The 26,599-nt window shown below is 62.4% G+C and carries 30 protein-coding genes; 19 read left to right on the top strand and 11 right to left on the bottom strand.

All coding sequences use genetic code 11. The features are described from left to right. Positions 1 to 2 precede the first annotated feature (2 nt). The gene (locus D3879_RS14105; protein WP_119954835.1) at positions 3 to 404 is read right to left on the bottom strand and encodes an ACT domain-containing protein; all 402 of its coding nucleotides are present in this window, start codon (positions 402 to 404) and stop codon (positions 3 to 5) included. A 96-nt stretch (positions 405 to 500) separates the two neighbouring features. Here D3879_RS14105 and D3879_RS14100 point away from each other — a divergent pair, with 96 nt between their 5' ends. After that, on the top strand, positions 501 to 1,403 hold the full coding sequence (locus D3879_RS14100) for a LysR family transcriptional regulator ArgP (RefSeq protein ID WP_177412404.1): 903 nt from the start codon (positions 501 to 503) through the stop codon (positions 1,401 to 1,403). A 96-nt stretch (positions 1,404 to 1,499) separates the two neighbouring features. Here the strand turns inward: D3879_RS14100 and D3879_RS14095 are convergent, their stop codons facing one another. Further along, a complete protein-coding gene (locus D3879_RS14095; RefSeq protein WP_119954979.1) occupies positions 1,500 to 2,558 on the bottom strand; it encodes a saccharopine dehydrogenase family protein in 1,059 nt (352 codons plus the stop codon). A gap of 167 nt (positions 2,559 to 2,725) precedes the next feature. Between D3879_RS14095 and D3879_RS14090 the strand changes: the two genes are divergently transcribed. Beyond that, positions 2,726 to 3,718: an NAD-dependent epimerase/dehydratase family protein gene (locus D3879_RS14090; RefSeq protein ID WP_119954833.1), complete on the top strand. Its 993-nt coding sequence runs from the start codon at positions 2,726 to 2,728 to the stop codon at positions 3,716 to 3,718. A 5-nt stretch (positions 3,719 to 3,723) separates the two neighbouring features. Here the strand turns inward: D3879_RS14090 and D3879_RS14085 are convergent, their stop codons facing one another. After that, positions 3,724 to 3,996 (bottom strand): hypothetical protein, encoded by a 273-nt coding sequence (locus D3879_RS14085; protein ID WP_119954832.1) that lies wholly within the window; start codon positions 3,994 to 3,996, stop codon positions 3,724 to 3,726. Between the two features lie 316 nt (positions 3,997 to 4,312). On the opposite strand from D3879_RS14085, the gene D3879_RS14080 reads away from it, so the two are divergent. Further along, positions 4,313 to 5,134 carry an ATPase gene (locus D3879_RS14080; RefSeq protein ID WP_119954831.1) on the top strand — a complete coding sequence of 274 codons (822 nt, stop codon included), beginning with the start codon at positions 4,313 to 4,315 and terminating at the stop codon, positions 5,132 to 5,134. A gap of 397 nt (positions 5,135 to 5,531) precedes the next feature. Here the strand turns inward: D3879_RS14080 and D3879_RS14075 are convergent, their stop codons facing one another. The 3 genes from D3879_RS14075 to D3879_RS14065 are packed head-to-tail and all read right to left on the bottom strand — an operon-like array spanning position 5,532 to position 8,133. Next, positions 5,532 to 6,581 carry an alkene reductase gene (locus D3879_RS14075; RefSeq protein WP_119954830.1) on the bottom strand — a complete coding sequence of 350 codons (1,050 nt, stop codon included), beginning with the start codon at positions 6,579 to 6,581 and terminating at the stop codon, positions 5,532 to 5,534. 38 nt (positions 6,582 to 6,619) lie between these two features. Further along, positions 6,620 to 7,786: an MFS transporter gene (locus tag D3879_RS14070; RefSeq protein WP_119954829.1), complete on the bottom strand. Its 1,167-nt coding sequence runs from the start codon at positions 7,784 to 7,786 to the stop codon at positions 6,620 to 6,622. A 44-nt stretch (positions 7,787 to 7,830) separates the two neighbouring features. Beyond that, positions 7,831 to 8,133, bottom strand: a complete 303-nt coding sequence (locus tag D3879_RS14065) for an ArsR/SmtB family transcription factor (protein WP_119954828.1) — start codon at positions 8,131 to 8,133, stop codon at positions 7,831 to 7,833. Between the two features lie 185 nt (positions 8,134 to 8,318). On the opposite strand from D3879_RS14065, the gene D3879_RS14060 reads away from it, so the two are divergent. Continuing rightward, positions 8,319 to 8,900 (top strand): acyl carrier protein phosphodiesterase, encoded by a 582-nt coding sequence (locus tag D3879_RS14060; RefSeq protein ID WP_119954978.1) that lies wholly within the window; start codon positions 8,319 to 8,321, stop codon positions 8,898 to 8,900. 31 nt (positions 8,901 to 8,931) lie between these two features. On the opposite strand, the gene D3879_RS14055 is transcribed toward D3879_RS14060, so the two are convergent. Together D3879_RS14055 and olsB are read right to left on the bottom strand one after the other, a co-directional pair. Next, positions 8,932 to 9,705, bottom strand: coding sequence for a lysophospholipid acyltransferase family protein (locus tag D3879_RS14055; protein WP_119954827.1), 774 nt, complete (start codon positions 9,703 to 9,705; stop codon positions 8,932 to 8,934). After that, positions 9,705 to 10,463 (bottom strand): L-ornithine N(alpha)-acyltransferase, encoded by a 759-nt coding sequence (olsB, locus tag D3879_RS14050; protein ID WP_119954826.1) that lies wholly within the window; start codon positions 10,461 to 10,463, stop codon positions 9,705 to 9,707. Before olsB ends, D3879_RS14055 begins: the two co-directional genes overlap by 1 nt. A gap of 281 nt (positions 10,464 to 10,744) precedes the next feature. On the opposite strand from olsB, the gene D3879_RS14045 reads away from it, so the two are divergent. From D3879_RS14045 to D3879_RS14005, 9 genes are all read left to right on the top strand, one after another. Beyond that, positions 10,745 to 11,635, top strand: coding sequence for an acyl-CoA dehydrogenase middle domain-containing protein (locus D3879_RS14045; RefSeq protein ID WP_119954825.1), 891 nt, complete (start codon positions 10,745 to 10,747; stop codon positions 11,633 to 11,635). A 126-nt stretch (positions 11,636 to 11,761) separates the two neighbouring features. Continuing rightward, complete coding sequence (locus D3879_RS14040; RefSeq protein WP_119954824.1) at positions 11,762 to 12,880, top strand: serine hydrolase domain-containing protein; 1,119 nt, start codon at positions 11,762 to 11,764, stop codon at positions 12,878 to 12,880. Then, entirely contained in the window at positions 12,877 to 13,224 is a 348-nt protein-coding gene (locus D3879_RS14035) for an amidase (RefSeq protein ID WP_119954823.1), read from the top strand. Before D3879_RS14040 ends, D3879_RS14035 begins: the two co-directional genes overlap by 4 nt. A gap of 244 nt (positions 13,225 to 13,468) precedes the next feature. Then, the gene (locus D3879_RS14030; protein ID WP_119954822.1) at positions 13,469 to 14,044 is read left to right on the top strand and encodes a YceI family protein; all 576 of its coding nucleotides are present in this window, start codon (positions 13,469 to 13,471) and stop codon (positions 14,042 to 14,044) included. Between the two features lie 108 nt (positions 14,045 to 14,152). Beyond that, on the top strand, positions 14,153 to 15,310 hold the full coding sequence (locus tag D3879_RS14025) for a phospholipase D-like domain-containing protein (RefSeq protein WP_119954821.1): 1,158 nt from the start codon (positions 14,153 to 14,155) through the stop codon (positions 15,308 to 15,310). A gap of 92 nt (positions 15,311 to 15,402) precedes the next feature. Further along, entirely contained in the window at positions 15,403 to 16,017 is a 615-nt protein-coding gene (locus tag D3879_RS14020) for a DUF2846 domain-containing protein (RefSeq protein WP_119954820.1), read from the top strand. A gap of 132 nt (positions 16,018 to 16,149) precedes the next feature. Continuing rightward, positions 16,150 to 16,404, top strand: a complete 255-nt coding sequence (locus D3879_RS14015) for a hypothetical protein (protein WP_119954819.1) — start codon at positions 16,150 to 16,152, stop codon at positions 16,402 to 16,404. A 227-nt stretch (positions 16,405 to 16,631) separates the two neighbouring features. Then, the gene (locus D3879_RS14010) at positions 16,632 to 17,213 is read left to right on the top strand and encodes a DJ-1/PfpI family protein (RefSeq protein ID WP_119954818.1); all 582 of its coding nucleotides are present in this window, start codon (positions 16,632 to 16,634) and stop codon (positions 17,211 to 17,213) included. Positions 17,214 to 17,252: 39 nt separating this feature from the next. Beyond that, on the top strand, positions 17,253 to 17,561 hold the full coding sequence (locus tag D3879_RS14005) for a ribbon-helix-helix domain-containing protein (protein ID WP_119954817.1): 309 nt from the start codon (positions 17,253 to 17,255) through the stop codon (positions 17,559 to 17,561). Between the two features lie 86 nt (positions 17,562 to 17,647). Here the strand turns inward: D3879_RS14005 and D3879_RS14000 are convergent, their stop codons facing one another. After that, positions 17,648 to 19,171, bottom strand: a complete 1,524-nt coding sequence (locus D3879_RS14000) for a fumarate hydratase (protein WP_119954816.1) — start codon at positions 19,169 to 19,171, stop codon at positions 17,648 to 17,650. A gap of 234 nt (positions 19,172 to 19,405) precedes the next feature. On the opposite strand from D3879_RS14000, the gene D3879_RS13995 reads away from it, so the two are divergent. From D3879_RS13995 to D3879_RS13985, 3 genes are all read left to right on the top strand, one after another. Next, complete coding sequence (locus D3879_RS13995; RefSeq protein WP_119954815.1) at positions 19,406 to 20,533, top strand: GGDEF domain-containing protein; 1,128 nt, start codon at positions 19,406 to 19,408, stop codon at positions 20,531 to 20,533. Further along, positions 20,526 to 21,467 (top strand): iron-sulfur-binding ferredoxin reductase, encoded by a 942-nt coding sequence (locus D3879_RS13990; protein WP_119954814.1) that lies wholly within the window; start codon positions 20,526 to 20,528, stop codon positions 21,465 to 21,467. The genes D3879_RS13995 and D3879_RS13990 overlap by 8 nt, the downstream gene beginning before the upstream one ends. 93 nt (positions 21,468 to 21,560) lie before the next feature. Then, on the top strand, positions 21,561 to 22,334 hold the full coding sequence (locus D3879_RS13985) for an enoyl-CoA hydratase (RefSeq protein WP_119954813.1): 774 nt from the start codon (positions 21,561 to 21,563) through the stop codon (positions 22,332 to 22,334). Between the two features lie 141 nt (positions 22,335 to 22,475). Here the strand turns inward: D3879_RS13985 and pyk are convergent, their stop codons facing one another. Then, positions 22,476 to 23,927: a pyruvate kinase gene (gene pyk / locus D3879_RS13980; protein WP_119954812.1), complete on the bottom strand. Its 1,452-nt coding sequence runs from the start codon at positions 23,925 to 23,927 to the stop codon at positions 22,476 to 22,478. 342 nt (positions 23,928 to 24,269) lie between these two features. Further along, complete coding sequence (locus D3879_RS13975; protein WP_119954811.1) at positions 24,270 to 25,070, bottom strand: outer membrane protein assembly factor BamD; 801 nt, start codon at positions 25,068 to 25,070, stop codon at positions 24,270 to 24,272. A 160-nt stretch (positions 25,071 to 25,230) separates the two neighbouring features. Here D3879_RS13975 and D3879_RS13970 point away from each other — a divergent pair, with 160 nt between their 5' ends. The 3 genes from D3879_RS13970 to D3879_RS13960 all read left to right on the top strand — a co-directional run bounded on the left by D3879_RS13970 (position 25,231) and on the right by D3879_RS13960 (position 26,533). Continuing rightward, positions 25,231 to 25,599, top strand: a complete 369-nt coding sequence (locus D3879_RS13970; RefSeq protein ID WP_119954810.1) for a tetratricopeptide repeat protein — start codon at positions 25,231 to 25,233, stop codon at positions 25,597 to 25,599. A gap of 94 nt (positions 25,600 to 25,693) precedes the next feature. Beyond that, the gene (locus tag D3879_RS13965; RefSeq protein ID WP_119954809.1) at positions 25,694 to 26,116 is read left to right on the top strand and encodes a DUF4124 domain-containing protein; all 423 of its coding nucleotides are present in this window, start codon (positions 25,694 to 25,696) and stop codon (positions 26,114 to 26,116) included. A gap of 60 nt (positions 26,117 to 26,176) precedes the next feature. After that, entirely contained in the window at positions 26,177 to 26,533 is a 357-nt protein-coding gene (locus D3879_RS13960; RefSeq protein ID WP_119954808.1) for a PilZ domain-containing protein, read from the top strand. The last annotated feature ends 66 nt before the right edge of the window (positions 26,534 to 26,599 follow it).

Genomic DNA, 26,599 nt, shown 5'->3' with positions numbered 1-26,599 from the left:
CGTCACTCCGCGTCTGCTGCAAGTTGGCGCAGTACGTCGATGGCGCGTTCGCCATCGGCCTGTGCGACGAACAGATGGTCGTGGTAGTAACCGGCGATCACGTTGCAACTGATGCCGGCCATGGCCAGCGCGGTGGCGAAGGCGGCGGTCAGGCCCACGGCGCTGAGCGCCGAATGCACGGTAAGGGTGATCCAGGCGGCGATATAGTCGAACGGCAAGCCGAGGCGCTCGGCCTGCTGCCGTTGGAGAATCACCGTCAGCCCCTCGCGTTCGCGAAAGCTGCCCAGTACTTGAACCCCCGCCAACAGGTTTTCGTCGTTAACGCTGCAAAATACATAGTCGCCGGCGTTCAGTTGCGGGCTCATGCTGCGCAGCAGATGGGAGAGTGAAGTTTCGCCAGCCATGGTGGTTTCCTTGAGGGTGGTGGCTTTGGATGTGGCAAGTCTGTTGCGAATAGCTGTATAAGGAAAACGAATCCTGCTGATAACTCATTAGGAGAATTGATTTTGTTCGATTACAAACTGCTGTCTGCCTTGGCCGCCGTGGTGGAGCAGGCTGGGTTCGAGCGGGCCGCGCAGGTGCTGGGCTTGTCGCAATCGGCGGTGTCGCAGCGGATCAAATTGCTCGAAGCGCGCGTCGGCCAGCCGGTGCTGGTGCGCGCCACGCCGCCGACGCCAACGGAAATCGGCCGGCGGCTGCTCAACCATGTGCAGCAGGTGCGTCTGCTCGAGCGCGATCTACAAGATCAGGTGCCGGCGCTGGACGAAGGCGGTTTGCCGGAGCGTCTGCGCATCGCTCTGAATGCCGACAGCCTGGCGACCTGGTGGGCGCAGGCGGTCGGTGAGTTTTGCGCGAACCATCGGGTGTTGCTGGATCTGGTGGTGGAGGACCAGGATGTCGGCCTCAAGCGCATGCGTGCCGGCGAAGTGGCCGCCTGTGTCTGCGCCAGCGATCGCCCGGTATCCGGGGCGCGCAGCCTGGCGTTGGGCGCGATGCGTTATCGCGCGTTGGCCAGCCCGGAGTTTATCGCCCGGCACTTTCCTACCGGAGTGACGCCGGCGGCTTTGGCGCGGGCACCGGCCATCGTGTTCGGCCCGGACGATCTGTTGCAGCACCGCTATCTGGCGGCGCTCGGGGTCGAGGGCGGTTTTATCCACCACCTTTGTCCCTCCTCGGAGGGGTTTGTCCGCTTGACCGAAGGTGGGCTGGGTTGGGGGCTGGTGCCGGAGTTGCAAGTGCGGGGGGAATTGGCGCGGGGCGAGCTGGTTGAGCTGTTAGCGCAGCAGCCGATCGATGTGCCGCTGTATTGGCACCACTGGCGCAATGGCGGTGAATTGCTTAACGAACTCACCGCCCATCTGGCGCGCACGGCCGCCCAGACTTTGGTGCCTGCCGATGCATAAGGGCAACAAAGCGATTCTCAACCGTAGGCTGGGTAGAGCGTAGCGAAACCCAGCTGGGCCCTTGCTGGGTTTCGCCTGAAAATGGCTCTACCCAGCTTACGAGATCAGAATCTTGCCCGAGCCCGGCAACTGCTCCACACAGCGCTCGCCGAGCAGTTTCGAGGGCGTGTAGTAGCCGCCGGGCCCCGCATACTTCAGCAGGTGCCGCACGGCCAGCAGCGCGCCATGCACGGTGACGTCGTAACCGTTGGCGGTTTGCAGGCGCGCGGTTTTCACCTGGCCGGCGGCATTTCGTGCTTCGCCCCAGACCCGGGTCAGCTGCCGGGCGCGGGTCGCGGCATCGGGGCCGGCGATGCGTTTGTTGACCTGCGCTTTCAGCCAGTTCTGCACGCCCGGTCGCCCAAGCAGACCACGCAGTGGATCGATCAGGCGCATTCCGAAGGCGAGGGCGGCGGGGGCCGGCAAATAGACCTCGATATTGGCGATGGCGGTGGAGTAGAAGGCGGTCGCCACATCGCCCCAGGGGATGGTCACCGCGCTTTTCGGACCACGACCGAAATCGATCTTGCGGCGTTTGAAGCCCAGCGGCACGCTACGCAGTTGGCCGTCCTGGCGAATCATGCCGCCCAGTTGCAAGCCTTCCACGCTGGTCTTGGCGGTGCCCGGCGATAGGCCGCTGGCGGTGTCGAAGCCCAGGGCCAGGTGGCTGGCATCCGGCAGCGCTGCTTGCAGGCAGGCAGCGAGGCAGTCGGTGGGAATTACGTCGAAACCGACCCCAGGGCATACAACGATGCCTGCCGCTTGCGCAGCCGCATGCTGGGTATGGGCGTGTTCGAACACGGCAATCTCGCCGGTGATATCCACGTAATGCGTGGCGCTGGCCAGGCAGGCGGCAATCAGCGGTGCACTGGTGGCGGAGAAGGGCCCGGCGCAGTGAGCGACGACTGCCACGCCATTCAGCGCATCACGGCTGGCAGTTGCATCGGCGAGGTCGAAGATCCGCGCGGATAGATTCAGCTCATTCGCCAAGGCCTCGACTGCCGCCGCATTGCGTCCGCCGAGGATCGGGGTCAGGCCTTGGCGCACGGCCTCCTGCGCCAGCAAGCGGCCTGTGTAGCCGTTGGCACCGTAAATCATCCAGAGATTCTTGCGCATGCTGCCGTCCTTTTGCAGGGAAGCCGCCATTCAACGCCATGCCCGACGCCAAGTCGAATGCCTAAAGTTCGGCGTCGTAAGTCAGAGGCTTGGCTCGCGACGCCACAGCACAAGACTGCAGGTCCTTGCTAAAGTCGTGGGCATAATTACAACCACAGGGGCGGGCAATGAAGATTCTGGTGACCGGTGCGAGCGGTTTTATCGGTGGGCGCTTTGCCCGTTTCGCTCTGGAGCAGGGGCTGACGGTGCGGATCAATGGCCGGCGGCCGGAGGCGGTGGAGCATCTGGTCAAGCGTGGTGCCGAGTTTATCCAGGGCGATCTGTCCGACCCTCAGTTGGTCCAGCGCCTATGCCAGGATGTCGAGGCCGTGGTGCATTGCGCCGGTGCCGTGGGCGTCTGGGGTAACTACCAGCACTTCTATCAGGCGAATGTCGCGGTCACCGAAAACGTCGTCGAGGGCTGCCTGAAACAGAATGTGCGACGGTTGCTGCATCTGTCCTCGCCGTCGATCTATTTCGATGGCCAGGCGCATGTCGGGATCAAGGAAGAGCAAGTGCCCAAGCGTTTTTCCGATCATTACGGAGCGACCAAATACCTGGCCGAGCAAAAGGTCTTCGGCGCCGAGGAGTTCGGCCTGGAGGTGATTGCCTATCGCCCACGCTTCGTCACCGGCGCCGGCGACACCAGCATCTTCCCGCGGCTGATCAATATGCAGCGCAAGGGACGCTTGTCGATCATCGGCAACGGCCTGAATCGGGTTGACTTCACCAGCATGCAGAATCTCAACGATGCCCTGTTCAGTGGCCTGCTGGCTGCCGGGCCGGCGCTGGGCAAGGTCTACAACATCAGCAACGGCGCGCCGGTGCCACTCTGGGATGCGGTCAATTACGTGCTGCGCCAACTCGACCTGCCGCCCGTCACCCGGCACATGCCCTATGGCGTGGCTTACGCGGCGGCGACGCTGAACGAAGCATTCTGCAAAGTGCTACCGGGGCGCCCGGAGCCCAGCCTGTTCCGCCTCGGCGTGGCGGTGATGGCCAAGGACTTCTCGCTGGACATCAGCCGCGCGCAACAGTATCTGGACTATGACCCGCAGGTTAGCGTGTGGACCGCGCTGGACGAGTTTTGCCAATGGTGGAAAGCCGCGCAGCAGGCCTGATCGAGTCAGCCGCGCAGCGGGCCGGCGTACTGGGTGTACTTCTCGATCAACTCGGCTTCGCTCAGCACCGGCGGTGGTGGCGGCGCCAGGCGCAGGCCGCTGAGTTGGCTCAGGCGCTCGCCCAGCTCACGGGTTTCATCGATTGTCGAGTCGGCGCAGGCCGCCAGCATGCTCATTACTGCGCCAGGCTGGCTCAGGCGGATGTCCAGCGCCTGCTCCTGGCGTAAGCGGCGGCGTAGCAGCTGCATGCAGTCGAGTATAGCCTTGGTCAGTTCCATGCGATCTCTCCCCCAATGACGTGAGTTCCAGCGAGCTCGAAGTCGGCCGACTCGGTGACAGGCAGCTCTGCGGCCGGCAACGCCTAGCCCAGCAAAGATGCTGCGCAGACACTTCGTCAGTTCCCGCAAAGGGTTTAGCAAATGCTGTACCAGTTCACAGAATGAGGAACTGCGCGGCCTGGGGATGGTCGATGGATAGGTTCGCGCGCCTCGTCGGTGCGCCGCGCACTGGCTTGGCGCGACGCTGAAGCACTGCGCGCGAACCGGTATACTGCGCGTCATCTCGCCCTCTTTGTGTGCCCCTGAAGGTTTACCCATGCGTAACGATGCCCTCGACGAGCTGGATAGCGTGCCCAGCCTGACCACCGATGCACGCGATCACGACTACGGCCATGAGCTTGAGTCGGCCGAGCGCAGCCCCACCCATGGTCGCGGCAACGCGCCGGCGGTTGTGAAAAGCGCCAGTACCGGGCCGTTGTGGGCGTTGGTGGGGGCTCTGGTGATTGCCCTGGGAGGCCTCGGTTGGTGGAGCCACCAGCAGATCGATCTGATGAGTCAGCAACTGGTTGCCACCCAGGAAAGCTTCGCTCGGATCAGCGAGGAAGCGGCTGGGCGAATTCAGGACATCTCCGGCAAGGTGGTGGCCACCGAGTCCAGCGTGACCAGCGGCAGCGAAGCACTCCGGCTCAAGGTCAAACAGTTGGAGGGCAAGGTGGCTGAGCTTAGCAAGCAGCAGCAAACCGTCAGCACCCAGCAAAACGAGCAAAGCAAGCGTGTCGAGCAATTGGCCTCCGACCTGAAGGCGCAGCAGGACTCCGCCAGCCAACTGGATGGCAAGCTGAAAAGCCTGGCTGGCGAGCAGACTGCGCTGAAAGCTGCGCAAGACGAGCAAGCCAAGCTGGACAGCCAGCTCAAGAGCCTGGGCAGCGAAGTCGATGCGTTGAAAAAGCTCGGTAACCCGAACCAGGCCATCAGCCGTCTGGAGCAGGATCTGCTGGTGCTCAAGAGCGAGCAGGAAAACCGTCCGGCAGCCAACAACACCAGCGAGTTCGATGCCTTCCGCGCGCAGATGACGCGCAACATCAGCGCCCTGCAAAGCCAGGTGCAGAACCTGCAACAGCAGCTCAACGCGCGGTAGGTGGCGGTAGGTTGGCGGTAGGTTGGCGCTGAACGCAGTGATGCCCAACAAGGAGTCGCTGAGCGACTCCCCATTCACTGTCTCGAACTTGGAAGCCCGGCCTTGCAGGCCGGTTGTTGGGCATCGCCTTCGGCTCAGCACCAACCTACTCCGCATAAAAAAGCCCCGCATTCACGGCAATGCTGTTCACTTAAGCATGCGTCTTCGCCTTCTATCCCCTCGCCCCTCTGGGGAGAGGGTTAGGGAGAGGGGTGCATGCCAAATGAATTCACTTTTGCCCGCTATTTACCCTCTCCCCCAGCCCCTCTCCCGTAAACGGGAGAGGGGAGCCCAGGCGCACGTTGCCTAAGTGAACAGCATTGCGCATTCGCGGGGCTTTTTCGTCAGCGGTGCAGCCTTACAAACGCGGGTAGTCGAGGTAGCCGACTGGGCCTGCGCTGTAGAAGGTCTCCGGGCGCGGCTCGTTCAACGGCGCGTCCTGCGCCAGGCGCGCAGGCAGGTCCGGGTTGGCGATATAGGGAATGCCAAAGGCCACGGCATCCGCCGCGCCGCTGGCCAGCAAGGCATTGGCGCTTTCCTTGGTGAAACGTTCGTTGGCGATAAACACGCCGCCAAAGGCTTCTTTCAGTTCGGCGCTGATGCTGTCTTCGCCTTGCTTCTCGCGGGTGCAGATAAAGGCGATGCCGCGTTTGCCTAGCTCGCGTGCCACATAACTGAAGGTCGCCGAGCGATTGGAGTCGCCCATATCGTGACTATCGGCACGCGGCGCCAGGTGCATGCCCACGCGGCCGGCGTCCCACACCGAGAGCACGGCGTCGGTCACTTCCAGCATCAAACGGGCACGGTTCTCCAGTGAGCCTCCGTACTGGTCGCTGCGCCGGTTGGTGCTGTCCTGCAAGAACTGGTCGAGCAGATAGCCATTGGCACCGTGGATTTCCACACCGTCGAAACCCGCGGCCTTGGCATTCTCGGCGCCATGGCGGTAGGCCTCGACGATGTCGGCGATTTCCTCGGTCTCCAGGGCGCGCGGGGTTGGGTACTCGCGCTGTGGGCGCAGCAGGCTGACATGGCCTTTGGCGGCTATGGCGCTCGGTGCGACCGGGGCTTCACCGTCGAGGAACGACGGGTCGGAGATTCGCCCAACGTGCCACAGTTGCAGGAAGATCCGTCCGCCGTTGGCGTGCACGGACTTGGTGATATTGCTCCAGCCGCGTACTTGCGCATCGGACCAGATGCCGGGGGTATTGGGGTAGCCGACTCCCATCGGAGTCACCGAGGTGGCTTCGCTGAGAATCAGCCCGGCCGATGCGCGTTGGGCGTAGTACTCGGCCATCAAGGCATTCGGCACGCGGCCTTCGTCAGCACGGCAGCGGGTCAGCGGCGCCATGATGATGCGGTTTTTGAGTTGCAGGTCGCCAATCGTAATGGGGTCGAAAAGGGTAGCCATCTGGTGGGTTCTCCGGTCGGGGGTAATGAGTGAAGTAATCAGTCGAGTAGCGGCTCGAGATCGGTTCTTTGCCCGATCGCGAAGGTCAGTAGGGTGGCGACCAGGGCCAGTACGGCCAGCACTGCGGCGGCCAGCGGCACTTGGGATAGGCCAAAGCCGTGGCTGATCACCAGCCCGCCGACCCAGGCACCCAGGGCGTTGCCGAGGTTGAAGGCACCGATGTTCAGGGTCGACACCAGATTCGGCGCGCCTTGGCCGAAGGCCACCACATTGACCTGCAAGGCCGGCACCGCGGCGAAGCCGGCGACCGCCCAGAAGAACAGGGTGATTTCGGCCGGGATCAGCATCTGGCTGGTCCAGGCGAACAGCGTCGACATCAGCGCCAGGGCGATGAACACGCCCATCAGCGTCCGCGCCAGGCGCCAGTCGGCCAAACGTCCGCCGAGGACGTTGCCGAGGGTCAGGCCGAGGCCGATCAGCAGCAGGCTCCAGGTCACGCCAGTTGGCGAAACGCCGGTGACTTCGCCGAGCAAGGGCGCGATATAGGTGAACAGGGCGAACACCGCCGCAGAGAACAGCACCGTGGTGCTCAGTGCCAGCCACAGGCCGGCGCCGCGCAGGGCACGCAGTTCGCTGCGCAGGTCGGCTTTTTCTTCGTCGGGCTTGGCCGGCAAGACGCGCCACAGGCCGATCAAGGCGAGCACGCCAATCACGGTCACCGCCCAGAAGGTCGAGCGCCAGCCGGCGGCTTGACCGAGCGCGGTGCCCAGCGGCACGCCGAGCACATTGGCCAGGGTCAGCCCGGTAAACATCAGCGCCACCGCCGAAGCACGCCGGTTGGCCGGTACCAGGCTGGCGGCGACGACCGAGCCGATGCCGAAGAAGGCGCCGTGGCAGAGCGCGGTAATCACCCGCGCCAGCATCAGCATTTGATAGTCACTGGCCAGAGCGCAGAACAGGTTGCCGACGATGAAGATGCTCATCAGCGCCAACAGCGCGGCCTTGCGCGGCCAGCTAGAGGTGACCAGCGCCATGAACGGCGCGCCGATGGCCACGCCGAGGGCGTAACCGGTCACCAGCCAGCCCGCGCCGGGAATCGACACGCCGAGGTCGGCGGCCACCTCGGGCAACAGGCCCATGATCACGAATTCCGTGGTGCCGATGGCAAACGCGGACAAAGCGAGGACGAAAAGCGCAGGAGGCATGTACCTGCTCCTTGAAGTGGGTGGTTATGGCAGGAGGCTGTGAGTTACAGCTCTTCGCTCATCTGGCGAAGGAATTCGGTAATGACCGCTTCATTGCGTTTGAAGAAGTTCCATTGGCCGACTTTGTGGCTAGTCACCAGCCCGGCGCGCTGCAAGGTCGCCAGATGCGCCGAAACGGTGGACTGCGAGAGACCGGTGCGCTGGTCGAACTTGCCGGCGCAAACGCCGATCTCGAACGGGTGGTCCTGCTCGACGAAATACTTTTCCGGGTCCTTCAGCCAGTGCAGCATGTCGCGGCGCACCGGGTGCGCCAGGGCTTTGATGATTTCGTCGAGGTCGATGGTCATGTTCGGACACCTGTGCGGTTGCATACCGCTATATCGCGATGAAGCGAACTGTATATCGTCATTTAACGATATGCAGATTGTTTGCGCCGATACTGACTATCGATATTCTTGATGCCGGCAACGCGGGGCTCAGCGGCCGTGACCGCCGATACCCAGGATGGCTGTCCGGCAGTAAGCTTGATGCCATGAACTATCTCGCACACCTTCATCTGGGCGGCCAGCAGCCGGCACAATTGCTCGGCAGCCTGTACGGCGACTTCGTCAAAGGCCCCTTGGTTGGGCGCTATCCGGCGGATATCGAGGCGGCGATCCGTCTGCATCGGCGCATCGATGTTTTCACCGACAGTCATCCGCGAGTGTTGCTGGCCAAGGCGCGCTTTCCGGCTGAGCGGCGGCGTACGGCGGGGATTCTGCTCGACCTGTTCTTCGATCATTGCCTGGCGCTGCACTGGCAGGACTACGCCGACGAGCCGTTGCAGGTCTTTACCACACGGGTTTACGGGGTGCTGTTAAGAGAGCCCGAGCTGCCGGAGCGCCTTGCCTTTGTCGCCCCACGCATGGCGGCGCAGGACTGGCTAGGCAGCTATCGGGAGTTCGCGGTACTCGAGCGGGTGCTGCTGGGGATGAGTCGGCGGTTGTCACGGCCACAGATGCTAGATGGCGCGCTATATGAGCTGGAAGCCTTGTACCAGCCGCTCAGCGAGGACTTCCGGCTGTTTTACCCGGATTTGCAGGCGTTTGCGCGCATGCAAATCGATTCGGCGTAATGCGCCGAATCGGACCCTTTCCAAGCGCAACTCAAGCGGCGCTACGCAACTGTTCGGCTTCACCGTAAAGCGCGTTGCTGACGGCCTGATGAGCCTGTTTCGCCAGCTCGCTACGCGACAGTTCGGCTGTGGCGATGGGCGTCAGCAGTTGTACCTGGACGGCGGCCAAGTCGCTGGAAAGCAGGCGAATCAGGTGCGAGAGCAGGTCATCCTCGCCGATAAAGGGCGCAATCGCGCAATCCAGCTGGCCGTCGCGCAGGTAACGAATCGCCACCGGTTGCAAGGGCACGCCGGCCTCGATGGCACTGTTCAATAAGCGCCCGTGGAAGTTGCGCAACGCGCGGCCATCGGTGGTGGTGCCTTCCGGGAAAATCAGCAGGTCGCGACCTTGTTGCAGATGTTCCGCCAGCTGCCGGTTGAGCAGACCGCTATCGCCCGAGCCGCGACGGATGAACAAGGTGCCGGCCTTTTTCGCCAGCCAGCCCGCCACCGGCCAGCTACGCACTTCGGCCTTGGACAGGAAGGACAGCGGCGCCAACATCCCGAGTAGCGGGATATCGGTCCAGGACACATGGTTGCTGAGCCACAGCATCGGCTGGCGCGGCAATTCGCCCTGGACCTCGACCTTGAAGGGCAGCGCCGCGCTCAGACGCAGCAGGTACCAGCGGGTCAGGCGTTGCCGGGTGTGTCGCAGGTCGCGCAGTTTTAAGCGCTCCAGCAAACTCATCCAGCTGGCCAGCAGCAGCCCCAGTCCGATCACCGCCAGCAGACGGATGATGCGCAGCCATAGCCGCAGCTTGCCCATCACACGGCGGCCTTGAAGTGGCGGGCGTAGCGTGGGCACAGCTCGTCGCGCTTGAGCAAGATGAACACGTCGGCGACCTGGAAGTCCGGGTCCCAGCAGGGCTCGCCGCAGATCTTCGCGCCCAGGCGCATATAGGCCTTGAGCAGCGGCGGCATTTCCGCGATGACGTTGCCCGGCAGATCCAGCGCCGGCAGCGGGGTTTTCGGTTCGGCGCGCAGGTGTTCGGTGCACAGGTAACGCTCGCGCAGGCGCTGCATGATCGCCTGGGCCTGGATGCCGCCGTCCTGCATGGAGATGCTGGCACAGCCCATCAGGTAGCTGTAACCACCTTCATTCAAGACTTCGGCCAGCTCACCCCAGAGCACGGCGATGGTGCCGCCGTTGCGGTAAGCCGGGTCGACGCAGGTGCGGCCGATCTCCAGGACCGGGCCTTGCAGATGGGCGAGGCCGTGCAGGCTGAACTCCTCTTCGCTGTAGAAACGGCCGAGGCTACGCGCCGCGTGATGGTCGAGCAGGCGGGTAGTGGCGACCAGGCGCCCGCTGTTCAGATCGCGCACGCCGATGTGCGCGCAGTGGCTGTCGTAGTCATCCATGTCCAGGCCGAGTTCGGCGCCTTTCAGTTTGGCGTCGAACTCTGCACTGAATACGCTAAAGCGCAGCGCCTGGGCTTCCCGTAGTGCGCCCAGGCCAATCAGGCGCTCGGCCTGCAGGCGGCGTTCCTGGGTGTTGCTGTCACGAGTGCGGGCAATCTGGGTCATCTATGAGCCTCCGTTACAGGCCGTGTGAGAACTGCTGCGCTCGGTTATACGGCGTTGAAATCAGGCTCAGGCTGCTCATTTACAGCTCGTAAACTCCGCGTCTTCGCCTGATTTCGCCTTGTCTAACCTTCGCTCGCTACGTTTTCACCCGGCCTGGTTAGCCAGCCTTATGCGGGTTGCGGCCAAGCGTCTTTGTTGTGCAAGCTCACGTTAGGTAGCCCCGGTGTCACCCCCATTAAACTTTGGTGATGCTTGTATGACAGAGAACAAGGAGTCCCCCCATGTACTGGCAACGACTGCTCGAAACTCGTGAGCGCTTGCCCGCAGTGCCCGCCCTGGATGATTGGTATGCCGCGTTGCTGGCGCAGCTCGGGAAAGGCGTCAGCCCTTTCGAGTTGGCGCTGCTCGGCGGGCGTTTGGCGGCCACGCCGGGCTTGGCCTTTCTCGCTGGCTATCAGGGGGCGTTGCGGGCGTTGTGGCCGTCGGCCCCTTGGTCCCTCGGCGCGTTGTGCGTGACTGAGAACAAAACCGTGCGCCCGGCGGATATGCACACGCGCCTGGACGGGCTGACGCTGCACGGGCGCAAGGATTTCGTCACCGCCGCCGAGGCCGCCGACTGGCTGCTGGTGGCCGCGCGTACCGAGATGAATGGTGGTGCGCCGCAGTTGGCCTTATGCGTGGCCTACAGCGGCGCGCCGGGCGTGCGCATCGAGCCCTTGCCGGCGTTGCCCTTGATGCCGGATATCGGCCACGCCCGCTTGCATCTGGACGGTGCCCAGTGCGAACGCCTGGCGGGCGATGGCTGGGATGCTTACGTGAAACCTTTCCGCACCCTCGAAGACCTGCACGTGCTTAGTGCCATCGGCGCTTGGCTGTATGGCATCGGTCAAGAGCACGGCTGGCCGCAGGAGCTCAGATTGCGCTTGCTGGGTGTACTCAGTGGTTGCGCCGAAGTGGCTCGGCAGAGCGCCACGGCGCCGGCGAGCCATCTGTTGTTGGCTGGCGTATTCGCTCAGTTCGGCGCGCTGAAAGCCGAGCTGACGGCGGCATTTGCCGCTGGCCCCTTGGAGTTGGCGGCACTCTGGCAGCGCGACTGCAATCTGTTGGAAATCGCCCGTGGACCAAGGGCCAAACGCCTGGAAAACGCGCTGGCGGCGTTAGCGCTGGCTTGAGTCCAGGACCGCTCTGGCCGCGGACAAAGCGCGCCGAATACCCCACAATAGCGGTACGTTCGGCGCTGTTTTTCGTCATCTGGCCCGTGCTAGGGTTTGCCCCTTCTGCCAACCAGAGGCTGCTCAATGCCCGCCCACCTGTTCCGTCGCTTATGCCTCGCCACCTGCCTGAGTGCCACGGCCAGCCTGGTTAACGCCGAAACCTGGCCTGCCGCCGATTGGGTGGCCGCAGCCGCCGCGCCCAGCTCGGCCATCGAGGCCCTGGAGGCTTATGCTTTTCCCGCCCGCGATGACGCGACTCGCAAGGGCATCCGCACCGATGCGCTGCTGGTCATCCGCGATGGTGAAATCGTCTACGAACGTTACGCGGGCCCGACCAAAGCCGAAACTCCGCACCTGACCTGGTCGGTGAGCAAGAGCCTGATGGCCGCCACCCTGGGTACGGCCTATGGCAACGGGCGCTTCAAACTGGATGATCCGGTGGCCAAGTTCTACCCGCCGTTCGCCGAGCATCCAGACGTCAAGCTTGGGCATCTGCTGAACTGGGCCTCCGGTCTGGCCTGGCAGGAGGATTACGAATATGCGCCACTGAAATCCACCGTGGTGGCGATGCTCTACACCCGTGGTCGCGCCGATATGGCAGCGTATGCGACGAGCATCGACCAGGAAGTCGCGCCCGGCACTCGCTTTCGCTATTCCAGTGGCGACAGCAACCTGCTTTCGGCAGCCTTGAAGGGCATGGTCGGCGAGCCGGCGTATAAGGATTACCCGTGGACCGCGCTGTTCGATCCGCTTGGAATCACCAGTGCCGTATGGGAAACCGATGCCAGCGGCACCTTCGTCGCGTCTTCCTACGCTTACATGACCGCCCGCGATTTGGCCCGGGTCGGCTTGTTGATGCAGCGCGACGGGCGCTGGGGCGAGCGCCAGCTATTACCGAAGGCCTGGATTGCGTTCAATCGCACGCCGTTCGCCAATTACCAGCCGTCTGCCGAGACATCCGGTGAGGCGGTGCCGGGTGGTCAGTGGTGGTTGAACGCTGCAGTGGCCGGTGCTGCCAAGCCATGGCCCGATGTGCCGGAGGATGCCTTCGCCGCTCTTGGCCACTGGGGACAGGCGCTGTATGTGGTGCCGAGCGAGAAGCTGGTGATCGTCCGTTATGGCGATGACCGCGACAAAAGCTACCAGCACAATCAGTTGCTGAAACTCGCGAAGGCGGCTTTCGCTGCGGAGGCCAACCAATGAGCGCCTTTATCAAACGTCGTCCGTTCACCAGCCTGTTACTGCTGATCTTGGTTGCGCTGGCCTTGCTCGGCTGGCAGAACCGCGTTCACCTCGCGGCGTTCCCCGGCATCATTGGAGCTTATTCGGCCAAGGAGTACTGCTCCTGCCGTTATGTGATGGATAACCCGGCTGATTACTGTCTGGGCTACGTCAAACAGTACGTACCCACCAGTGGCTTCTTCGATGACGTGGCCAACAAGCGGGTCACCGCGCGGGGCCTCGGTAGCAGCCAAACGGCAGCCTGGCTCGGTCCGCGGCAGGGTTGCCAGTTGCTGCCAGCAGCGGCAGCGCTGCCGGAGTCCTGATAGGCCGTTTGCAAACGGCTCGGTGTTGGTTGGCGCGTAGGTTGGTGCTGAGCGCAGCGATGCCCAACAAGGAGTCGCCCCGCGACTGCCAATGCTCGGTCTCAATATTTAGAAGCCCGGCCTTGCAGGCCGGTTGTTGGGCATCGCCTCTGGCTCAGCGCCAACGGTTTTGCGCAATCCTCGGGTTTGCAAGGTCGACTCGGGCGGTTATCGTGCCGCCTGAGTCTGCTGCCCGAGAGTTCTGATGCCCAAACTGTTTGCCTTCCTACTCGCGGCCTGCGCTACCTTGCCGGTACAGGCCGGCTGGTATCTGGACAATGAGTCTTCGCGCCTGTCGTTTATCTCGACTAAAATCGGCAACTTCTCCGAAGTTCATCGCTTCCTCACGCTGCACGGCAAGATCAATAACGCTGGCCTGGCGCAGTTGCGCGTCGAGCTGGACTCGGTCAGCACAGGCGTTCCCCTGCGCGATGAGCGTTTGCGTACGCTGCTTTTCGATACCGCGGCTTTTGCCGAAGCAGAGGTGACTGCGCAGCTCGATCTGCGCCCGATCACCGACCTGGCGCCCGGAGCCCAGTTGGAGCTGCGCCTGCCGCTGACGGTCAAACTGCATGGCCAGGAACACAGTTACGATGCCGAATTGCTGGCCACGCGCCTGGATGATCAGCGCTTTCAAGTGGTGACCCTGGCGCCGCTGGTGCTGCAGGCCGAGGACTTCGGTCTGGCAGCGGGCCTCGAGTCGCTACGTCAGGTGGCGGGTTTATCTGCCATCAGCCTGTCGGTACCGGTTGGCGCGGTGTTGATCTTCACGGTGCGCTAGGTTCTGTAGAGGGTGTAGGCCAGGGAGTAGGGAGAAATGTTTGGCCAGTGCAAATGAGCAACGACTATTGCCGCAACGCGCCGCCTTACTGCGCGGGAAGGCCACCTGATGCCCGGCGCGGTCTTCCCGTGGCGCAGTGCTAATCGCTTCGACTTATTGATCGACGGCCCGGCGTTCTTTCCGCGCATGTTTGAGGTTATTGCGCGGGCCGAGCGGCAGGTCGAGCTGGAGCTGTATCTGGTCGAGGCGGGTGCCTGTGTCGAGGCGCTGGTGCAGGTGCTCTGCGCGGCAGCCGAGCGCGGCGTGCAGGTGCGCTGCCTGTTCGATGATTACGGCAGCCTGGGGCTTCTCTCGCGTGAGCGTGAGCGTCTGCAAAAGGCGGGGGTAGAGCTGCGTTTCTACAACCCGATCAACCTGCGCCGGGGCCTGCGCAATTTTTACCGGGATCATCGCAAACTGCTGCTGGTCGATGGCCAGCGGGCTTTTGTCGGCGGCACCGGAGTCACCGACGCGTTTTGGACGCCAGGCCAAGACACCAGCGCCTGGCATGAGGTCATGGTGGAAATGACCGGGCCGCTGGTGGTCGACTGGCAGTGCTTGTTTGACCGGCAATGGCAGGCTTGCCTGACACGCCTCGCATGGAAACCACCCAAGGAGGTTGGGCTGGCGCGTTTGCCGCCATGCCCGCCCGCGGGCGAAGGCCTGGGCCGTGTGGCCTATGCCAATGCCTGGCAGCATCGGGACATCGTGCAGTCGCTGGTGCGCGCGCTACATAGCGCGCGACAACGGATCTGGCTGGCGACGCCGTATTTCCTGCCGACCTGGAAAGTCCGCCGCGCGCTACGCAGAGCTGCCGCGCGGGGCGTGGAGGTGCACTTGCTGCTGACCGGGAGGCGTACGGATAATCCACCGGTGCGTTTCGCCGGTCAGCGTTACTACCCGCGCTTGCTCAAGGCCGGGGTACGGATCTTCGAGTACCAACCGAGTTTCCTGCATTTGAAGATGGTGCTGGTCGACGATTGGGTCAGCCTGGGCTCCTGCAACTTCGATCACTGGAACCTGCGGTTTAACCTTGAGGCCAATCTCGAAGCGCTGGACCCGGCGCTGGCCGATGCGGTCGCCGCCAGCTTTGCCACAGACTTTGCCAACAGTCGAGAAATCACCCTGGAGCGCTGGAAGGCGCGGCCATGGTGGCGGCGCGTGCAGCAGCGAGTGTGGGGCTGGTTGGACCGGCTGGTGGTGAACCTGCTCGATAGGCGCCGCTAAGCCACACGGCGGGTGCTGCCCAGCCTTTTGTCGGGTGCTGCGCGCTAGCCAGCTGGCTATGCTCGGCCAATAACCACAAGAGGGACGCGCGCATGCGCCGCCACCATCACCTGTTCGTCCCGTTGCTGCTGGCCGCCCTGGCCGGTTGCTCCACGCCAGGCGCGTTCTTCGGCGCCAGCGATGGCGCGGTGTTCACAAAACACACACTGAGCGATGACAACCATGCCCTGGTCTACCTCTATCGTCCGCAAAGCGACTGGGCCGATCAGGAGCTGGAGGCTCCGGGCCTGTTCCTCAACAATCAACTGATCGGCAGCCTGCCGAGTAGCGGTTATCTGGTACTGGAGTTCGATATCGCCAGTTATCAGCTGGAAATGCGTCGGCCGCTATTTGGCAGCTACTGGACGCTATTAGCCGACGGGCCGTTGGACTTCACCCGTATCGCCAGCTTTGCCCTGGATGCCGAGGCCGGCGGCATTTACTACCTGCGCTACGACGAGTTGAATCCTCCACCCGCCAGCAATGGCGCGCCGAGTGCGGGGGACGGGCCGTTGCAACTGGTCTCGAAAAGCCTGGCGCAAGAGGAAATCAGCACCACCCACGAAGTGCAGCCGTTCGAGCAGATTGCCGCGAGTGGCGAGCGTGTTCGAACCCAGCGTGGCTTCTGGCGTGGGGTGGGTAAGGCACTGGATAAAATCGGCATCTAAAGCGCGGCGGGCCTGTTGCAAAGACAGGCTTTCAGCTGGCGATCGCCAGGTGGGTCAACTCGCATGAAGCTCTGGTCATCTCTGCCAAGCTGGGTAGAATGCGCGCCCCTTTTTCACTCGCAGGAGTGCTCGATGAGCTTCAACTTGGCCAATCAACCCGGTGACGCGCGCTCTTCCATCGAGGAACAGAAGTCGCGTCTCTACGAAATGTGGCAGGCCAATCTGTCGCGCTCGAAAGTCGAAGCCGGACGGATTCTCGGCGAAAAGGCGAAGAGAAAAGGCAAGTGGGAAGAGTGGATGCGTGCTCAGCTCGGTACGCTGTCGCCACCCGAATACGCCAGCATGGTGCGCAGCGAGCTCAAGCGGTTGCTTGCTACGGCGAAGTAATCCGGCCGTAGCGGCTTTTCGCGCTAACACTCGTGAGCCGGCTCTCGGCTCTCGGCTTTGCTAGCTACTGGCACTCGCTGCCGATGGTTGGCCCGTTTGTCGTGAGAGGTTTAGGGGGCAGACGCAGAGGCGCGCTCAAAGCTTGCAGGTAGTACTAGCCTATTACCTGTCCGCTCCGGGCAGGTGGGATAATTCATCTGCCCCCAATCTTAGCCAGGAGAAGCCAGATGGCCGCGAAAAAGATTCTGATGCTGGTCGGCGACTACGTCGAAGATTACGAAGCCATGGTGCCTTTCCAGGCCCTGCAGATGGTTGGCCATACCGTGCATGCGGTCTGCCCAGACAAGATTGCCGGGCAGACGGTGCGCACCGCGATCCATGATTTCGAAGGCGACCAGACCTACAGCGAAAAGCCGGGGCATAACTTCGCCCTGAATTTCGACTTCTCCAAGGTCAAGGTGAAAGATTATGACGGCCTGGTCGTCCCAGGTGGTCGCTCGCCTGAATACCTGCGCTTGAACAAGCAAGTGCTGACGCTGGTAAAAGCCTTCGATAAGGCCAACAAGCCGATTGCTTCTGTCTGCCACGGTGCGCAATTGCTGGCGGCGGCGGGCGTGCTCAAAGGTCGTGAGTGCAGTGCCTATCCTGCCTGCGCGCCGGAAGTACGGTTGGCCGGTGGCGAGTATGTCGATATCGAAGTCAGTCACGCTCATGTGGAAGGTAATCTGGTCAGTGCTCCAGCCTGGCCGGCACATCCGACTTGGCTGGCGGGTTTCCTGGCGCTGCTGGGAACCACGATCAGCCTCTAGACCGCTCCTACGAATACCGCATCACACTGGACGTTCACCATGTGCGAGCTCTACGTCAAGGCCGACCCGATTCTCTACGAGTCCCGTTCTCGCTCGCTGCGCATCTGCGGCGTGGTCACTACCCTGCGGTTGGAAAACCAGTTCTGGGACCTCCTCGCGGAAATCGCCGCAGTCGATGGCATGACCACCAACCAGTTAATCAGCAAGCTGTACGAGGAGGTCATGGATTATCGCGGCGAGGTGCTGAACTTCGCCTCCTTCCTACGCGTTAGCTGTACCCGTTATCTCAGCCAGCGGCGCGTGACGGAACTGAGCTTGGTTCCGCGCGCCCTGTCGAGTGGGCTTTAGCCCACCACGCACCCTGTATCGGAGGGCTGATAGTCCAACAAGAAGCCCGGCACTTGGCCGGGCTTCTTGTTTAACGGTTAAAGCGCTTACTGCACTTCCACCGCCAGGCTTTCGCTGATCTTTTTCTGCCAGATCGCCGGGCCGGTGATGTGTACCGACTCGCCTTTGGCATCGACCGCGACGGTCACCGGCATGTCCTTCACTTCGAACTCGTAGATGGCTTCCATACCGAGTTCCGGGAAGGCCAGCACCTTGGACTTCTTGATCGCCTGGGCGACCAGGTAAGCGGCGCCGCCGACTGCCATCAGATAGACGGCCTTGTAGTCCTTGATCGCTTCGATGGCGATTGGGCCGCGTTCGGACTTGCCGATCATGCCCAGCAGGCCGGTCTGATCGAGGATCTGCCGGGTGAACTTGTCCATCCGCGTCGCCGTAGTCGGGCCGGCTGGGCCAACCACTTCTTCGCGTACCGGATCGACCGGGCCAACGTAATAGATGAAGCGACCCTTGAGGTCGACCGGCAAGGTTTCACCCTTGTTCAGCATCTCGACCATGCGTTTGTGCGCGGCGTCGCGGCCGGTGAGCATCTTGCCGTTGAGCAGGATGGTTTCGCCGGGCTTCCAGCTCTGCACGTCCTCTGGGGTGATGCTGTCGAGGTCGACGCGCCGGGCCGACGGGCCGGCTTCCCAGACGATCTCCGGGTAGGCATCCAGCGGCGGTGCTTCCAGGCTGGCGGGGCCAGTACCGTCGAGCACGAAGTGCGCGTGACGGGTGGCGGCGCAGTTGGGGATCATGCACACCGGCAGGGAGGCGGCGTGGGTCGGGTAGTCCATGATCTTCACGTCGAGGACGGTAGTCAGACCGCCCAGACCCTGGGCGCCGATGCCCAGTTGGTTGACCTTCTCGAACAGCTCCAGGCGCATCTCTTCGATGCGGTTCTGCGGGCCGCGGGCTTTCAGCTCGTGGATGTCGATGGATTCCATCAACACTTCCTTGGCCATTACCGCGGCTTTCTCGGCGGTACCGCCGATACCAATGCCGAGCATGCCGGGCGGGCACCAACCGGCGCCCATTTCCGGCACGGTCTTGAGCACCCAGTCGACGATCGAGTCGGATGGGTTGAGCATGGCCATCTTCGATTTGTTCTCGGAGCCGCCGCCCTTGGCCGCCACGTCCACTTCCACGGTGTTACCCGGGACTATGGAGTAGTGGATCACCGCCGGAGTGTTGTCCTTGGTGTTCTTCCGGGCGCCTGCCGGATCGGCGAGGATAGAGGCGCGTAGGACGTTCTCCGGCAGGTTATAGGCGCGGCGTACACCTTCGTTGATCATGTCGTCCAGGCCCATGGTGGCGCCATCCCAGCGCACGTCCATGCCGACGCGAACGAAGACGGTGACGATGCCGGTGTCCTGGCAGATCGGCCGATGACCGGTCGCGCACATGCGCGAGTTGATCAGGATCTGCGCCATGGAGTCGCGCGCGGCCGGCGACTCTTCACGCAGATACGCTTCATGCATGGCCTGAATAAAATCTACCGGGTGGTAGTACGAGATAAACTGTAAGGCGTCGGCGACGCTCTGAATTAGGTCGTCTTGCTTGATCACGGTCATGCGGCGCGCTCCTCTATAAACACGGGAACATCAAGGCGCGCCGGACCACGACCCGGCGCAGGCTCTCAAGGAAAAAAGGCAAGGCAAAAAAGGCGCGGCAGTATAACGCGGTGGCCGCCACCGGCGCACCCGCCGACAATAGGCCTTGGTCGGTTAACGTACCAGTCAGCGTACTAGGCATTGTGTGATCACAGCTGTAGAGTGGCGGCAAGATGCCAGTACGGGATGGAGCCCATGAGCACCGCAAGTGAAAGGGTCACACATAGAGCCCTGCAAAGCCTGTTGCTGAAGCGTTTTGGCATGGCGGTGGCAACCTACGGCCTCAGTTTGCTCTTGTTCTGGATCACGGTGCTCAGTGATCTGTACCGCGCCCCTTTGTCCACCGCGCTGATCAGCTGCGCTCTGGTGGTACTCAGTCAAGTCATTCTGTTTGTCGTGTTTATCAGTGGCTACAACCTGCGCTTCCGCGATCCCAGCCTGACCGAGCCGCAGGTGCTGTTAGCCCTGGCTTGGCATACCTACCTGCTTTCCAACCTCGATAGTGCCCGTGGCACCTTACTGGTGATCTACGCGTTGATTCTGTTGTTTGGCGTATTTCAGCTGCAGCCCCGGATCTTTGCCCGGTGCGCGGCTTTGGCTTTTTTCGGCTTCGCCGGCATCAACCTCTGGGATGCCTACCAAATGCGCCTGGCCGATCCGGGGCTGGCGCTGCTGCAAGTCTGTGCGTTGTTTTTTGTGCTGGTTTGGCTGAGCCTGTTTGCCGGTTATGTGCAGGGGCTGCGCCAACGCATGCGGCAGCGGAGATTCGCTTTGCAGGCGCACCAGGACACCCTGCGCGGCATGATGCGCCAGCTAGAAGATCTGGTCGCGACGGACGAACTGACCGGACTGTTCAATCGTCGGCATTTCCTCCGGCTTGCCGCGCGGGAGCTGGCTGGCCTTCGACCAGGGCGCCAGCATGGTTTGGCGCTGATCGACCTGGATTACTTCAAACGGATCAATGATGTTCACGGGCATGCGGCCGGTGATCGCGTGCTGCAAACTTTCGCCGCGGTGGCGCAGGCGTGCCTGCGCGATGGCGATATTTTGGCGCGCTATGGCGGTGAGGAGTTTGTGTTGTTGTTACCCAATACCGATGCCGATCAGTTCACCGCCTGCTGTGAGCGCCTGCGTGAAGCGTTTGCCAGTGCCAAGCCGGTCGGGGTGCAGGTGGAGAGCATCAGTTTGTCTGCCGGCATGACCTTGCTGGCCATGGGGGATGATCTCGACGAGGCGCTGCACCGGGCCGACCAGGCGCTTTACCGGGCCAAACGTGGCGGGCGTAACCGCTGCGATGCAGCGTGGGAGGGCAGCGGTGCCTGAGCTCTATGTCGCCGGCCAGCGTTGCACGGTGGCCCCGGCCAGTAATCTGTTGGATGCCCTGCACGGCGCGGGTATCGCGGTGCCCTACAGCTGTCGCGCGGGTAGTTGTCATGCCTGTCTGGTCCGTTGTGTGCGTGGCGAACCGCTGGATGCCAAACCCGAGGCGCTGGCGGCGCAGCGGCGTGAGGAGGGTTGGCGCCTGGCTTGCCAATGCCGAGTGGTCGAAGACCTGAGTGTTGAAGTGTTCGACCCCGTGCGCGATGGCTTGCCGGCACGGGTCGACAGCTGTACCTGGCTTAGCCCCAGTGTGCTGCGTCTGCGTTTGCTTCCCGAGCGACCGTTGCGCTATTGCGCGGGTCAGCACCTGGTCCTGTGGAGCACGACGGGCGTGGCGCGGCCATACTCCCTGGCCAGCCTGCCGGGTGAAGATCCCTGGCTGGAGTTTCATCTGGATTGCCGGCAAAGCGGCGCCTTTAGCGATGCGGCGCGCCAACTCAACGCTGGAGATAGGCTGCGTTTAGGCGAGTTGCTTAGCGGCGCCCTGCATTACGACCCGGACTGGCAGGCGCGACCGCTCTGGCTGCTGGCCGCCGGCACCGGTTTGGCGCCTCTGTACGGGGTGCTGCGCGAAGCCTTGCGGCAGGATCATCAGGGCGCTATTCGGCTGATCCATCTGGCTCACGACGCGTCCGAGCATTACCTCGCCGCCGAACTCGCCGAGTTAGCCCGCCGCTACCCGCAACTGCAGGTCGAACTGCTCAGTGCGGCCGAGTTGCCAGCGGCTTTGGCTGAACTGCGGCTTGTTTCACGACAAACCCTCGCCTTACTCTGCGGCCACCCTGCCAGCGTCGAAACTTTCGCCCGCCGGCTTTATTTGGCTGGTCTGCCGCGCAACCAGATGCTCGCTGACCTGTTTTTGCCCCACGCGCGCTGAGAACCTGTTCAAGATCTAGTCGAGCGCCTTGCCTGAACAAGCGTAGACAGATATCGAACAGGTTCTGAGCACGGGCGCTACCCGAGGATTGATATGAGCGAGCATGTAGTCGTTGAGCGCGAAGAGGGTCTGTTGACCCTGCGCCTGAATCGCCTGGATAAGAAGAATGCGCTGACCCGCGCGATGTACAGCCGCATGGCTGAGGTGCTGGAAGCCGCCGATACCGACCCGAGCGTGCGCGCGGTGCTGATCAGCGGCAGCACCGAGTGTTTCACCAGTGGCAACGATGTCGCCGACTTCCTCCAGGCGCCGCCAACAGGGCTGGATAGTCCGGTTTTCTGCTTTATGCGCGCCTTGTTCGAGATGAAGAAACCGGTAGTCGCGGCCGTCGCTGGCGCCGCCGTCGGCATCGGCACCACGCTGCTGCTGCATTGTGACCTGGTCTATGTCAGCCGCGATGCCACGCTGAAAATGCCTTTCGTCAGCCTCGGTCTGTGCCCGGAGTTCGGCTCCAGCCTGATCCTGCCGCAGATGCTCGGTCAGGCCAAAGCGGCTGAACTACTGCTGTTGGGTGAGTCCTTTAGCGGTGAACAGGCGGTTGCCTGGGGTATCGCCAATGCGGCCTTGGAGGATGGCGCGGCCACCTTGGCTAAAGCCCGTGAGATGGCGCTGCGCTTCCAGCAATTGGCGCCCTCGGCGGTGGAGGTCAGCAAGCGCTTAATGAAAGCGCCGGGCCGCGAAGCGCTGCGGCAGGTGATTGCCGAAGAGGGCGAGTTGTTCGGTCAGCGCCTGCGTTCGCCGGAAGCCGTCGAGGCGTTATCGGCCTTTATGCAGCGGCGCAAACCGGACTTCTCCAAATTTGCGTAGGGCGTAGGGTGGGTGCAACCCACCAACCGGCGCAACGCGTCGGCAATCGCGACACCTTTGATGTCGATGGTGGGTTTCACCCACCCTACAAAAGCAAAGGGCCGCTCATTGAGCGGCCCTTTTCATTAACAACGGCTGCGCTTAAATCAACGGATCACCGACATGCAGGATCTTCATCGTGTTGGTGCCACCGGTGGTGTGGTAGCTGTCGCCCTTGGTCAGGATGACCCAGTCGCCTTTCTGTACCACGCCGCGCTTGAGCAGTTCGTCGACCGCTGCCTGGCTGACTTTGTCCGCCGGCAGTGCCGCTGGGTCGAAGGGCACGGTGTAGACGCCGCGGAACAAGGCCACACGGGCCTGGGTTTCACGGTGCGGAGAGAAGGCGAAAATCGGGATCTCGGAGCGGATGCGCGACATGATCAGCGGGCTGTAGCCGCTTTCGGTCAGGCTGATGATCGCCTTCACACCGGGGAAATGGTTGGCGGTGTACATCGCCGCCAGGGCGACGCTTTCATCGCAGCGCTCGAAGGTCTGGCCCAGGCGGTGGCTGGAGCGTTTGTTGGTCGGGTGTTTTTCGGCACCGACGCAAATGCGTGCCATGGCGGTCACGGCTTCTACCGGATACATACCGGCGGCACTTTCGGCTGAAAGCATCACTGCGTCGGTGAAGTCCAGCGCGGCGTTAGCGACGTCGGAGACTTCCGCACGAGTCGGCATCGGGCTGCTGATCATCGACTCCATCATTTGCGTCGCGGTGATCACCGCTTTGTTGTAGCGGCGCGCGTGGAGGATGATTTTCTTCTGGATACCGACCAGTTCTGCGTCGCCAATTTCAACGCCGAGATCGCCGCGGGCGACCATCACCGCATCACTGGCACGGATCAGGCCGTCCAGCGTTTCGTCGTCGGCCACCGCCTCGGCGCGTTCGATCTTCGCCACCAGCCAGGCGCTACCACCGGCTTCGTCGCGCAGGCGGCGGGCCAGTTGCATATCGGCGGCATCGCGCGGAAAGGACACCGCCAGGTAATCCAGCTGCATTTCCGCGGCGAGCTTGATGTCGGCCTTGTCTTTGGCGGTCAGCGCTGGAGCCGTTAGGCCTCCGCCACGGCGGTTGATGCCTTTATGGTCGGACAGCGGCCCGCCAATCAGGACTTTGCAGTTCAGCTCGTCGGCAGTCGTCGACTGGACGCGCATCACCACCCGGCCATCATCGAGCAACAGTTCGTCGCCGGTTTTGCAGTCTTTGATCAGGTCCGGGTAGTCGATACCGACCACTTCCTGGGTACCGGCATCGCGCGGATGCGTGACGGAGAAGCGGAACGTGTCGCCTTCCTTCAGCTCGATGCGTTTATCGGCAAATTTGGCGATGCGAATCTTCGGCCCTTGCAGGTCGCCGAGCAGCGCGACGAAGCGGCCATGCTTGGCGGCGATCTCGCGAACCAGGCGCGCCCGCGCCTTGTGTTCGTCCGGGGTGCCGTGGGAGAAGTTCAGGCGGGCAACGTCCAGGCCAGCGAGGATCAGCTGTTCCAGCACTTCAGGGGAGTTGCTGGACGGGCCGAGGGTGGCGACGATTTTAGTGCGACGGAAGGTCATGCGAGGGACTCCAGGGTTCGAGCAGAGTGCGAGGCTACTATGCTGCGGCGCTGTAGTCATTGTTCCGCTGCACTACCTAAAACAACGGTTTGTAGCTCCGGCAGGACCTGGCGCGTCGCCGCAAAAGCGCTCTGCGAGATTGCCGATCGGTGTGCTGCAAAGGCTTGAGTGCATCGGTCTCGGTGCACTAAGCCTAGTACCTCGGCGCATAAATTTGGCGAGGGGATGGCGAGTGGATTTTATCGCCAGGCAAGGCGCCACGACGAGTCATAGCCAGTTATGGCGAGGAATGGCAACATTGCATGGCGGTAAAAGACGCCGCCAGGGCTTGAACGTGACAGCTTAGGGTGTCGCCTGGTTAAGTGCCTGATCCAAATGGCGCGACGCTTGGCTGGTCAGTTCGCTGCTCGGAAACTGCACCAGCAACTGCCGCAGGTAAGCGATGGCCTTGTCGCGATTGGCGTGGGGGTTGTCGGGGGCGAGGTACATCAGGGCTAACTGGTAGAGCGCTTTTGCCTTGATGTCCGCCTGCACGCCGCTATCGCTGAGGGCCAGTTGGTAGAGTTCTTCGGCTTCTGCAACCCGATCCTTGAGCACCGCGCGACGCGACAGCAGGGTCATATCCGGGTCGAGACTGGCTTGGTAGAGGTCGAGGTTTTGGCTGGGTTGCCAATGTGCCAGCAGCTCGCGCGAGGTTTTCTGCACCGGTTCCTGGGCGCGCTGGCGGATCAACTCGATGCGAGCAGTGCTGCGCATTGCTGCACGCGTCCCCGGAAACTCGTTCTGCACCTGATAAAAGCAGTTGAGTGCCTTCTCGTCGTTGCGCTCATCGTTGTAGCGGCTCATATAAATCAGGCCAATCTGGTACAGCGCGATGGCGCGGACTTCAGGGCTGAGTTTTTTGTCGTGGTAGCCGGCCAGGTAGGTTTGCTCGGCCTGGGCACTTTTCGCATCGCGGATGGCCATGGCGCTGTAAGTCAGCAGATCGCCTTCCTCTTCTATCGCCGCCGTCATGCGGTTGCTCTTCAGCGTCTTGTACTCGGCCACCTCGTGGGTGGTGACCTGGGCGATAAACAAGGGCGTGGTGGGAGAACAGGCGGCCAGCAAGGCAGAGCAGACCAACAGAGCGAGGCGAGTGGGCATGATGTTTCCTTGGCACCTGGGCCGGGTGCGGCCAGTCTAGTCAGCGCCAGCGCTGCGAGCCAAGCGCTGCGGTGCAGTTCCAATCGGAGGATATGCTGCATTCTGGAATCTGCAGTTTTTGCCGAGACGGTCGATAAACTGCACATCGGAGGATATGCCCATGCGAATTTTTCTAGTTCTGGCCTTGGCCCTGAGTGCTGCTGGCTGCACCCGTTGGTCGCTCGATTACCATCTGAACAATGCCTATCACGAGTACAGTCGCGGCAATTGCGATCGGGTAATGCTGGAGTTGTCGAAGGCGGAGCGTAAGAGCCGCTCACGTAACTATCTGCAGCCGGAAATCTCGTTGCTACGCGGCCAATGCCTGGAGCGCGAGAAGTTGTTTGTCGACGCGGCGCAGACCTATCAATTCATCATCGCTCGCTACCCGACGAGCGAGTATGCGTACCGTGCCCGTGCCCGCCTGGACACCTTGCAGCAACTCGGCCACCGGACGGAGCCGGCCAAGGCCTCTGCAGCGTCATTGTGATGACCGTTCGGCCGTGGTCTAGCCGCCGGTCGTGGCCTGCTTGAGTGGCTGCTGCACAGCGCTAAGCTCAAGTCTTATTTCAGGGAGGAAAGCCATGCGTTACCTGTGGTGTTGTGTACTGTTGTGGCCGGGATTGGCCGCAGCGGAGATCTACCGTTGGACCGATGCTCAGGGACAGGTGCACTTCGATCAGCGCCCGGCTGCGGGTGCCGAACAGATTGTGGTCAAGCCGCAGGTGATCGAACGCGATGCCGCCACCCGCGAGCGCGAGGCGCGCACCGAGAAGTTTTATGAGGCGCGTCGGCAGGAGCAGGAGCGGGCTTCGACCCAAGCGGCAGAGCGCCAGGACAAGCGTGAGCAAGAGTGCCGTGAGCTACGCAATAGGCTGGCGCAGCTAGCCGATGGGGGGCGTTACTATTCAACCGATGCGCAGGGCCAGCGGGTCTATTACAGCGATACCCAGATAGACGCCGCTCGTCGCCAATTGACCGACCGCGTGGCCGACCGCTGTGGTTGAGACTGGCTCGGTTGTAAGAGTGCGACCATACTTAGTTGCCATTTATAGCGATTTGCCATCATGCGAATTGAACGCCGAATCGAACGCCATCAGCTGCCTTACTACCTGAAGGTCTTCAACCGCATTACCGATAAGCCGATGGGTTACATCGGCAACGTCTCGTTGGATGGTTTGATGCTGATCAGCCAACTGCCGATGCTGGTGGGCGCGCGTTTCGACATGTGTTTGAAGATTCCTGGGCAGGCTGGCCAACACCTCATCGACTTCTCGGCCACCTGTCAGTGGTGCCGCGAAGATGTCACCCCGGGCGGCTACGATTCCGGTTTCGCCTTGGTCGCGCCACCGGCGGACTATGTCGAGATGGTTGATGCCTTACGCCTGTATTTCAGCTTCCACCCGTTAGCCGCATCGGTATAACGCCACGCTCAGGCGGGTGAGCAGGTAGGGTGGATTAGCCGCGCAGCGGCGTAACCCACCAAATCG

The organism is Pseudomonas cavernicola, assembly GCF_003596405.1.
Classification (GTDB): domain Bacteria; phylum Pseudomonadota; class Gammaproteobacteria; order Pseudomonadales; family Pseudomonadaceae; genus Aquipseudomonas; species Aquipseudomonas cavernicola.
Note: the sequence above shows the minus strand (reverse complement) of the source record. Positions and strands in the feature narration are given on the sequence as shown.

Bases quoted from the DNA above. Each gene is read 5' to 3' on its own strand.
- D3879_RS14065 (WP_119954828.1), bottom strand. From the start codon at position 8,133: ATGACCATCGACCTCGACGAAATCATCAAAGCCCTGGCGCACCCGGTG.
- D3879_RS14080 (WP_119954831.1), top strand. From the start codon at position 4,313: ATGCGTAACGATGCCCTCGACGAGCTGGATAGCGTGCCCAGCCTGACC.
- D3879_RS14025 (WP_119954821.1), top strand. From the start codon at position 14,153: ATGCCCGGCGCGGTCTTCCCGTGGCGCAGTGCTAATCGCTTCGACTTA.
- D3879_RS14030 (WP_119954822.1), top strand. From the start codon at position 13,469: ATGCCCAAACTGTTTGCCTTCCTACTCGCGGCCTGCGCTACCTTGCCG.
- D3879_RS14015 (WP_119954819.1), top strand. From the start codon at position 16,150: ATGAGCTTCAACTTGGCCAATCAACCCGGTGACGCGCGCTCTTCCATC.
- D3879_RS14010 (WP_119954818.1), top strand. From the start codon at position 16,632: ATGGCCGCGAAAAAGATTCTGATGCTGGTCGGCGACTACGTCGAAGAT.
- D3879_RS14070 (WP_119954829.1), bottom strand. From the start codon at position 7,786: ATGCCTCCTGCGCTTTTCGTCCTCGCTTTGTCCGCGTTTGCCATCGGC.
- D3879_RS14005 (WP_119954817.1), top strand. From the start codon at position 17,253: ATGTGCGAGCTCTACGTCAAGGCCGACCCGATTCTCTACGAGTCCCGT.
- D3879_RS13970 (WP_119954810.1), top strand. From the start codon at position 25,231: ATGCGAATTTTTCTAGTTCTGGCCTTGGCCCTGAGTGCTGCTGGCTGC.
- D3879_RS14000 (WP_119954816.1), bottom strand. From the start codon at position 19,171: ATGACCGTGATCAAGCAAGACGACCTAATTCAGAGCGTCGCCGACGCC.
- D3879_RS13995 (WP_119954815.1), top strand. From the start codon at position 19,406: ATGAGCACCGCAAGTGAAAGGGTCACACATAGAGCCCTGCAAAGCCTG.
- pyk (WP_119954812.1), bottom strand. From the start codon at position 23,927: ATGACCTTCCGTCGCACTAAAATCGTCGCCACCCTCGGCCCGTCCAGC.
- D3879_RS14060 (WP_119954978.1), top strand. From the start codon at position 8,319: ATGAACTATCTCGCACACCTTCATCTGGGCGGCCAGCAGCCGGCACAA.
- D3879_RS14095 (WP_119954979.1), bottom strand. From the start codon at position 2,558: ATGCGCAAGAATCTCTGGATGATTTACGGTGCCAACGGCTACACAGGC.
- D3879_RS14090 (WP_119954833.1), top strand. From the start codon at position 2,726: ATGAAGATTCTGGTGACCGGTGCGAGCGGTTTTATCGGTGGGCGCTTT.
- D3879_RS14105 (WP_119954835.1), bottom strand. From the start codon at position 404: ATGGCTGGCGAAACTTCACTCTCCCATCTGCTGCGCAGCATGAGCCCG.
- D3879_RS14055 (WP_119954827.1), bottom strand. From the start codon at position 9,705: ATGGGCAAGCTGCGGCTATGGCTGCGCATCATCCGTCTGCTGGCGGTG.
- D3879_RS14085 (WP_119954832.1), bottom strand. From the start codon at position 3,996: ATGGAACTGACCAAGGCTATACTCGACTGCATGCAGCTGCTACGCCGC.
- D3879_RS14045 (WP_119954825.1), top strand. From the start codon at position 10,745: ATGTACTGGCAACGACTGCTCGAAACTCGTGAGCGCTTGCCCGCAGTG.
- D3879_RS14040 (WP_119954824.1), top strand. From the start codon at position 11,762: ATGCCCGCCCACCTGTTCCGTCGCTTATGCCTCGCCACCTGCCTGAGT.
- D3879_RS13965 (WP_119954809.1), top strand. From the start codon at position 25,694: ATGCGTTACCTGTGGTGTTGTGTACTGTTGTGGCCGGGATTGGCCGCA.
- D3879_RS13985 (WP_119954813.1), top strand. From the start codon at position 21,561: ATGAGCGAGCATGTAGTCGTTGAGCGCGAAGAGGGTCTGTTGACCCTG.
- D3879_RS13960 (WP_119954808.1), top strand. From the start codon at position 26,177: ATGCGAATTGAACGCCGAATCGAACGCCATCAGCTGCCTTACTACCTG.
- olsB (WP_119954826.1), bottom strand. From the start codon at position 10,463: ATGACCCAGATTGCCCGCACTCGTGACAGCAACACCCAGGAACGCCGC.
- D3879_RS14075 (WP_119954830.1), bottom strand. From the start codon at position 6,581: ATGGCTACCCTTTTCGACCCCATTACGATTGGCGACCTGCAACTCAAA.
- D3879_RS13975 (WP_119954811.1), bottom strand. From the start codon at position 25,070: ATGCCCACTCGCCTCGCTCTGTTGGTCTGCTCTGCCTTGCTGGCCGCC.
- D3879_RS14035 (WP_119954823.1), top strand. From the start codon at position 12,877: ATGAGCGCCTTTATCAAACGTCGTCCGTTCACCAGCCTGTTACTGCTG.
- D3879_RS14020 (WP_119954820.1), top strand. From the start codon at position 15,403: ATGCGCCGCCACCATCACCTGTTCGTCCCGTTGCTGCTGGCCGCCCTG.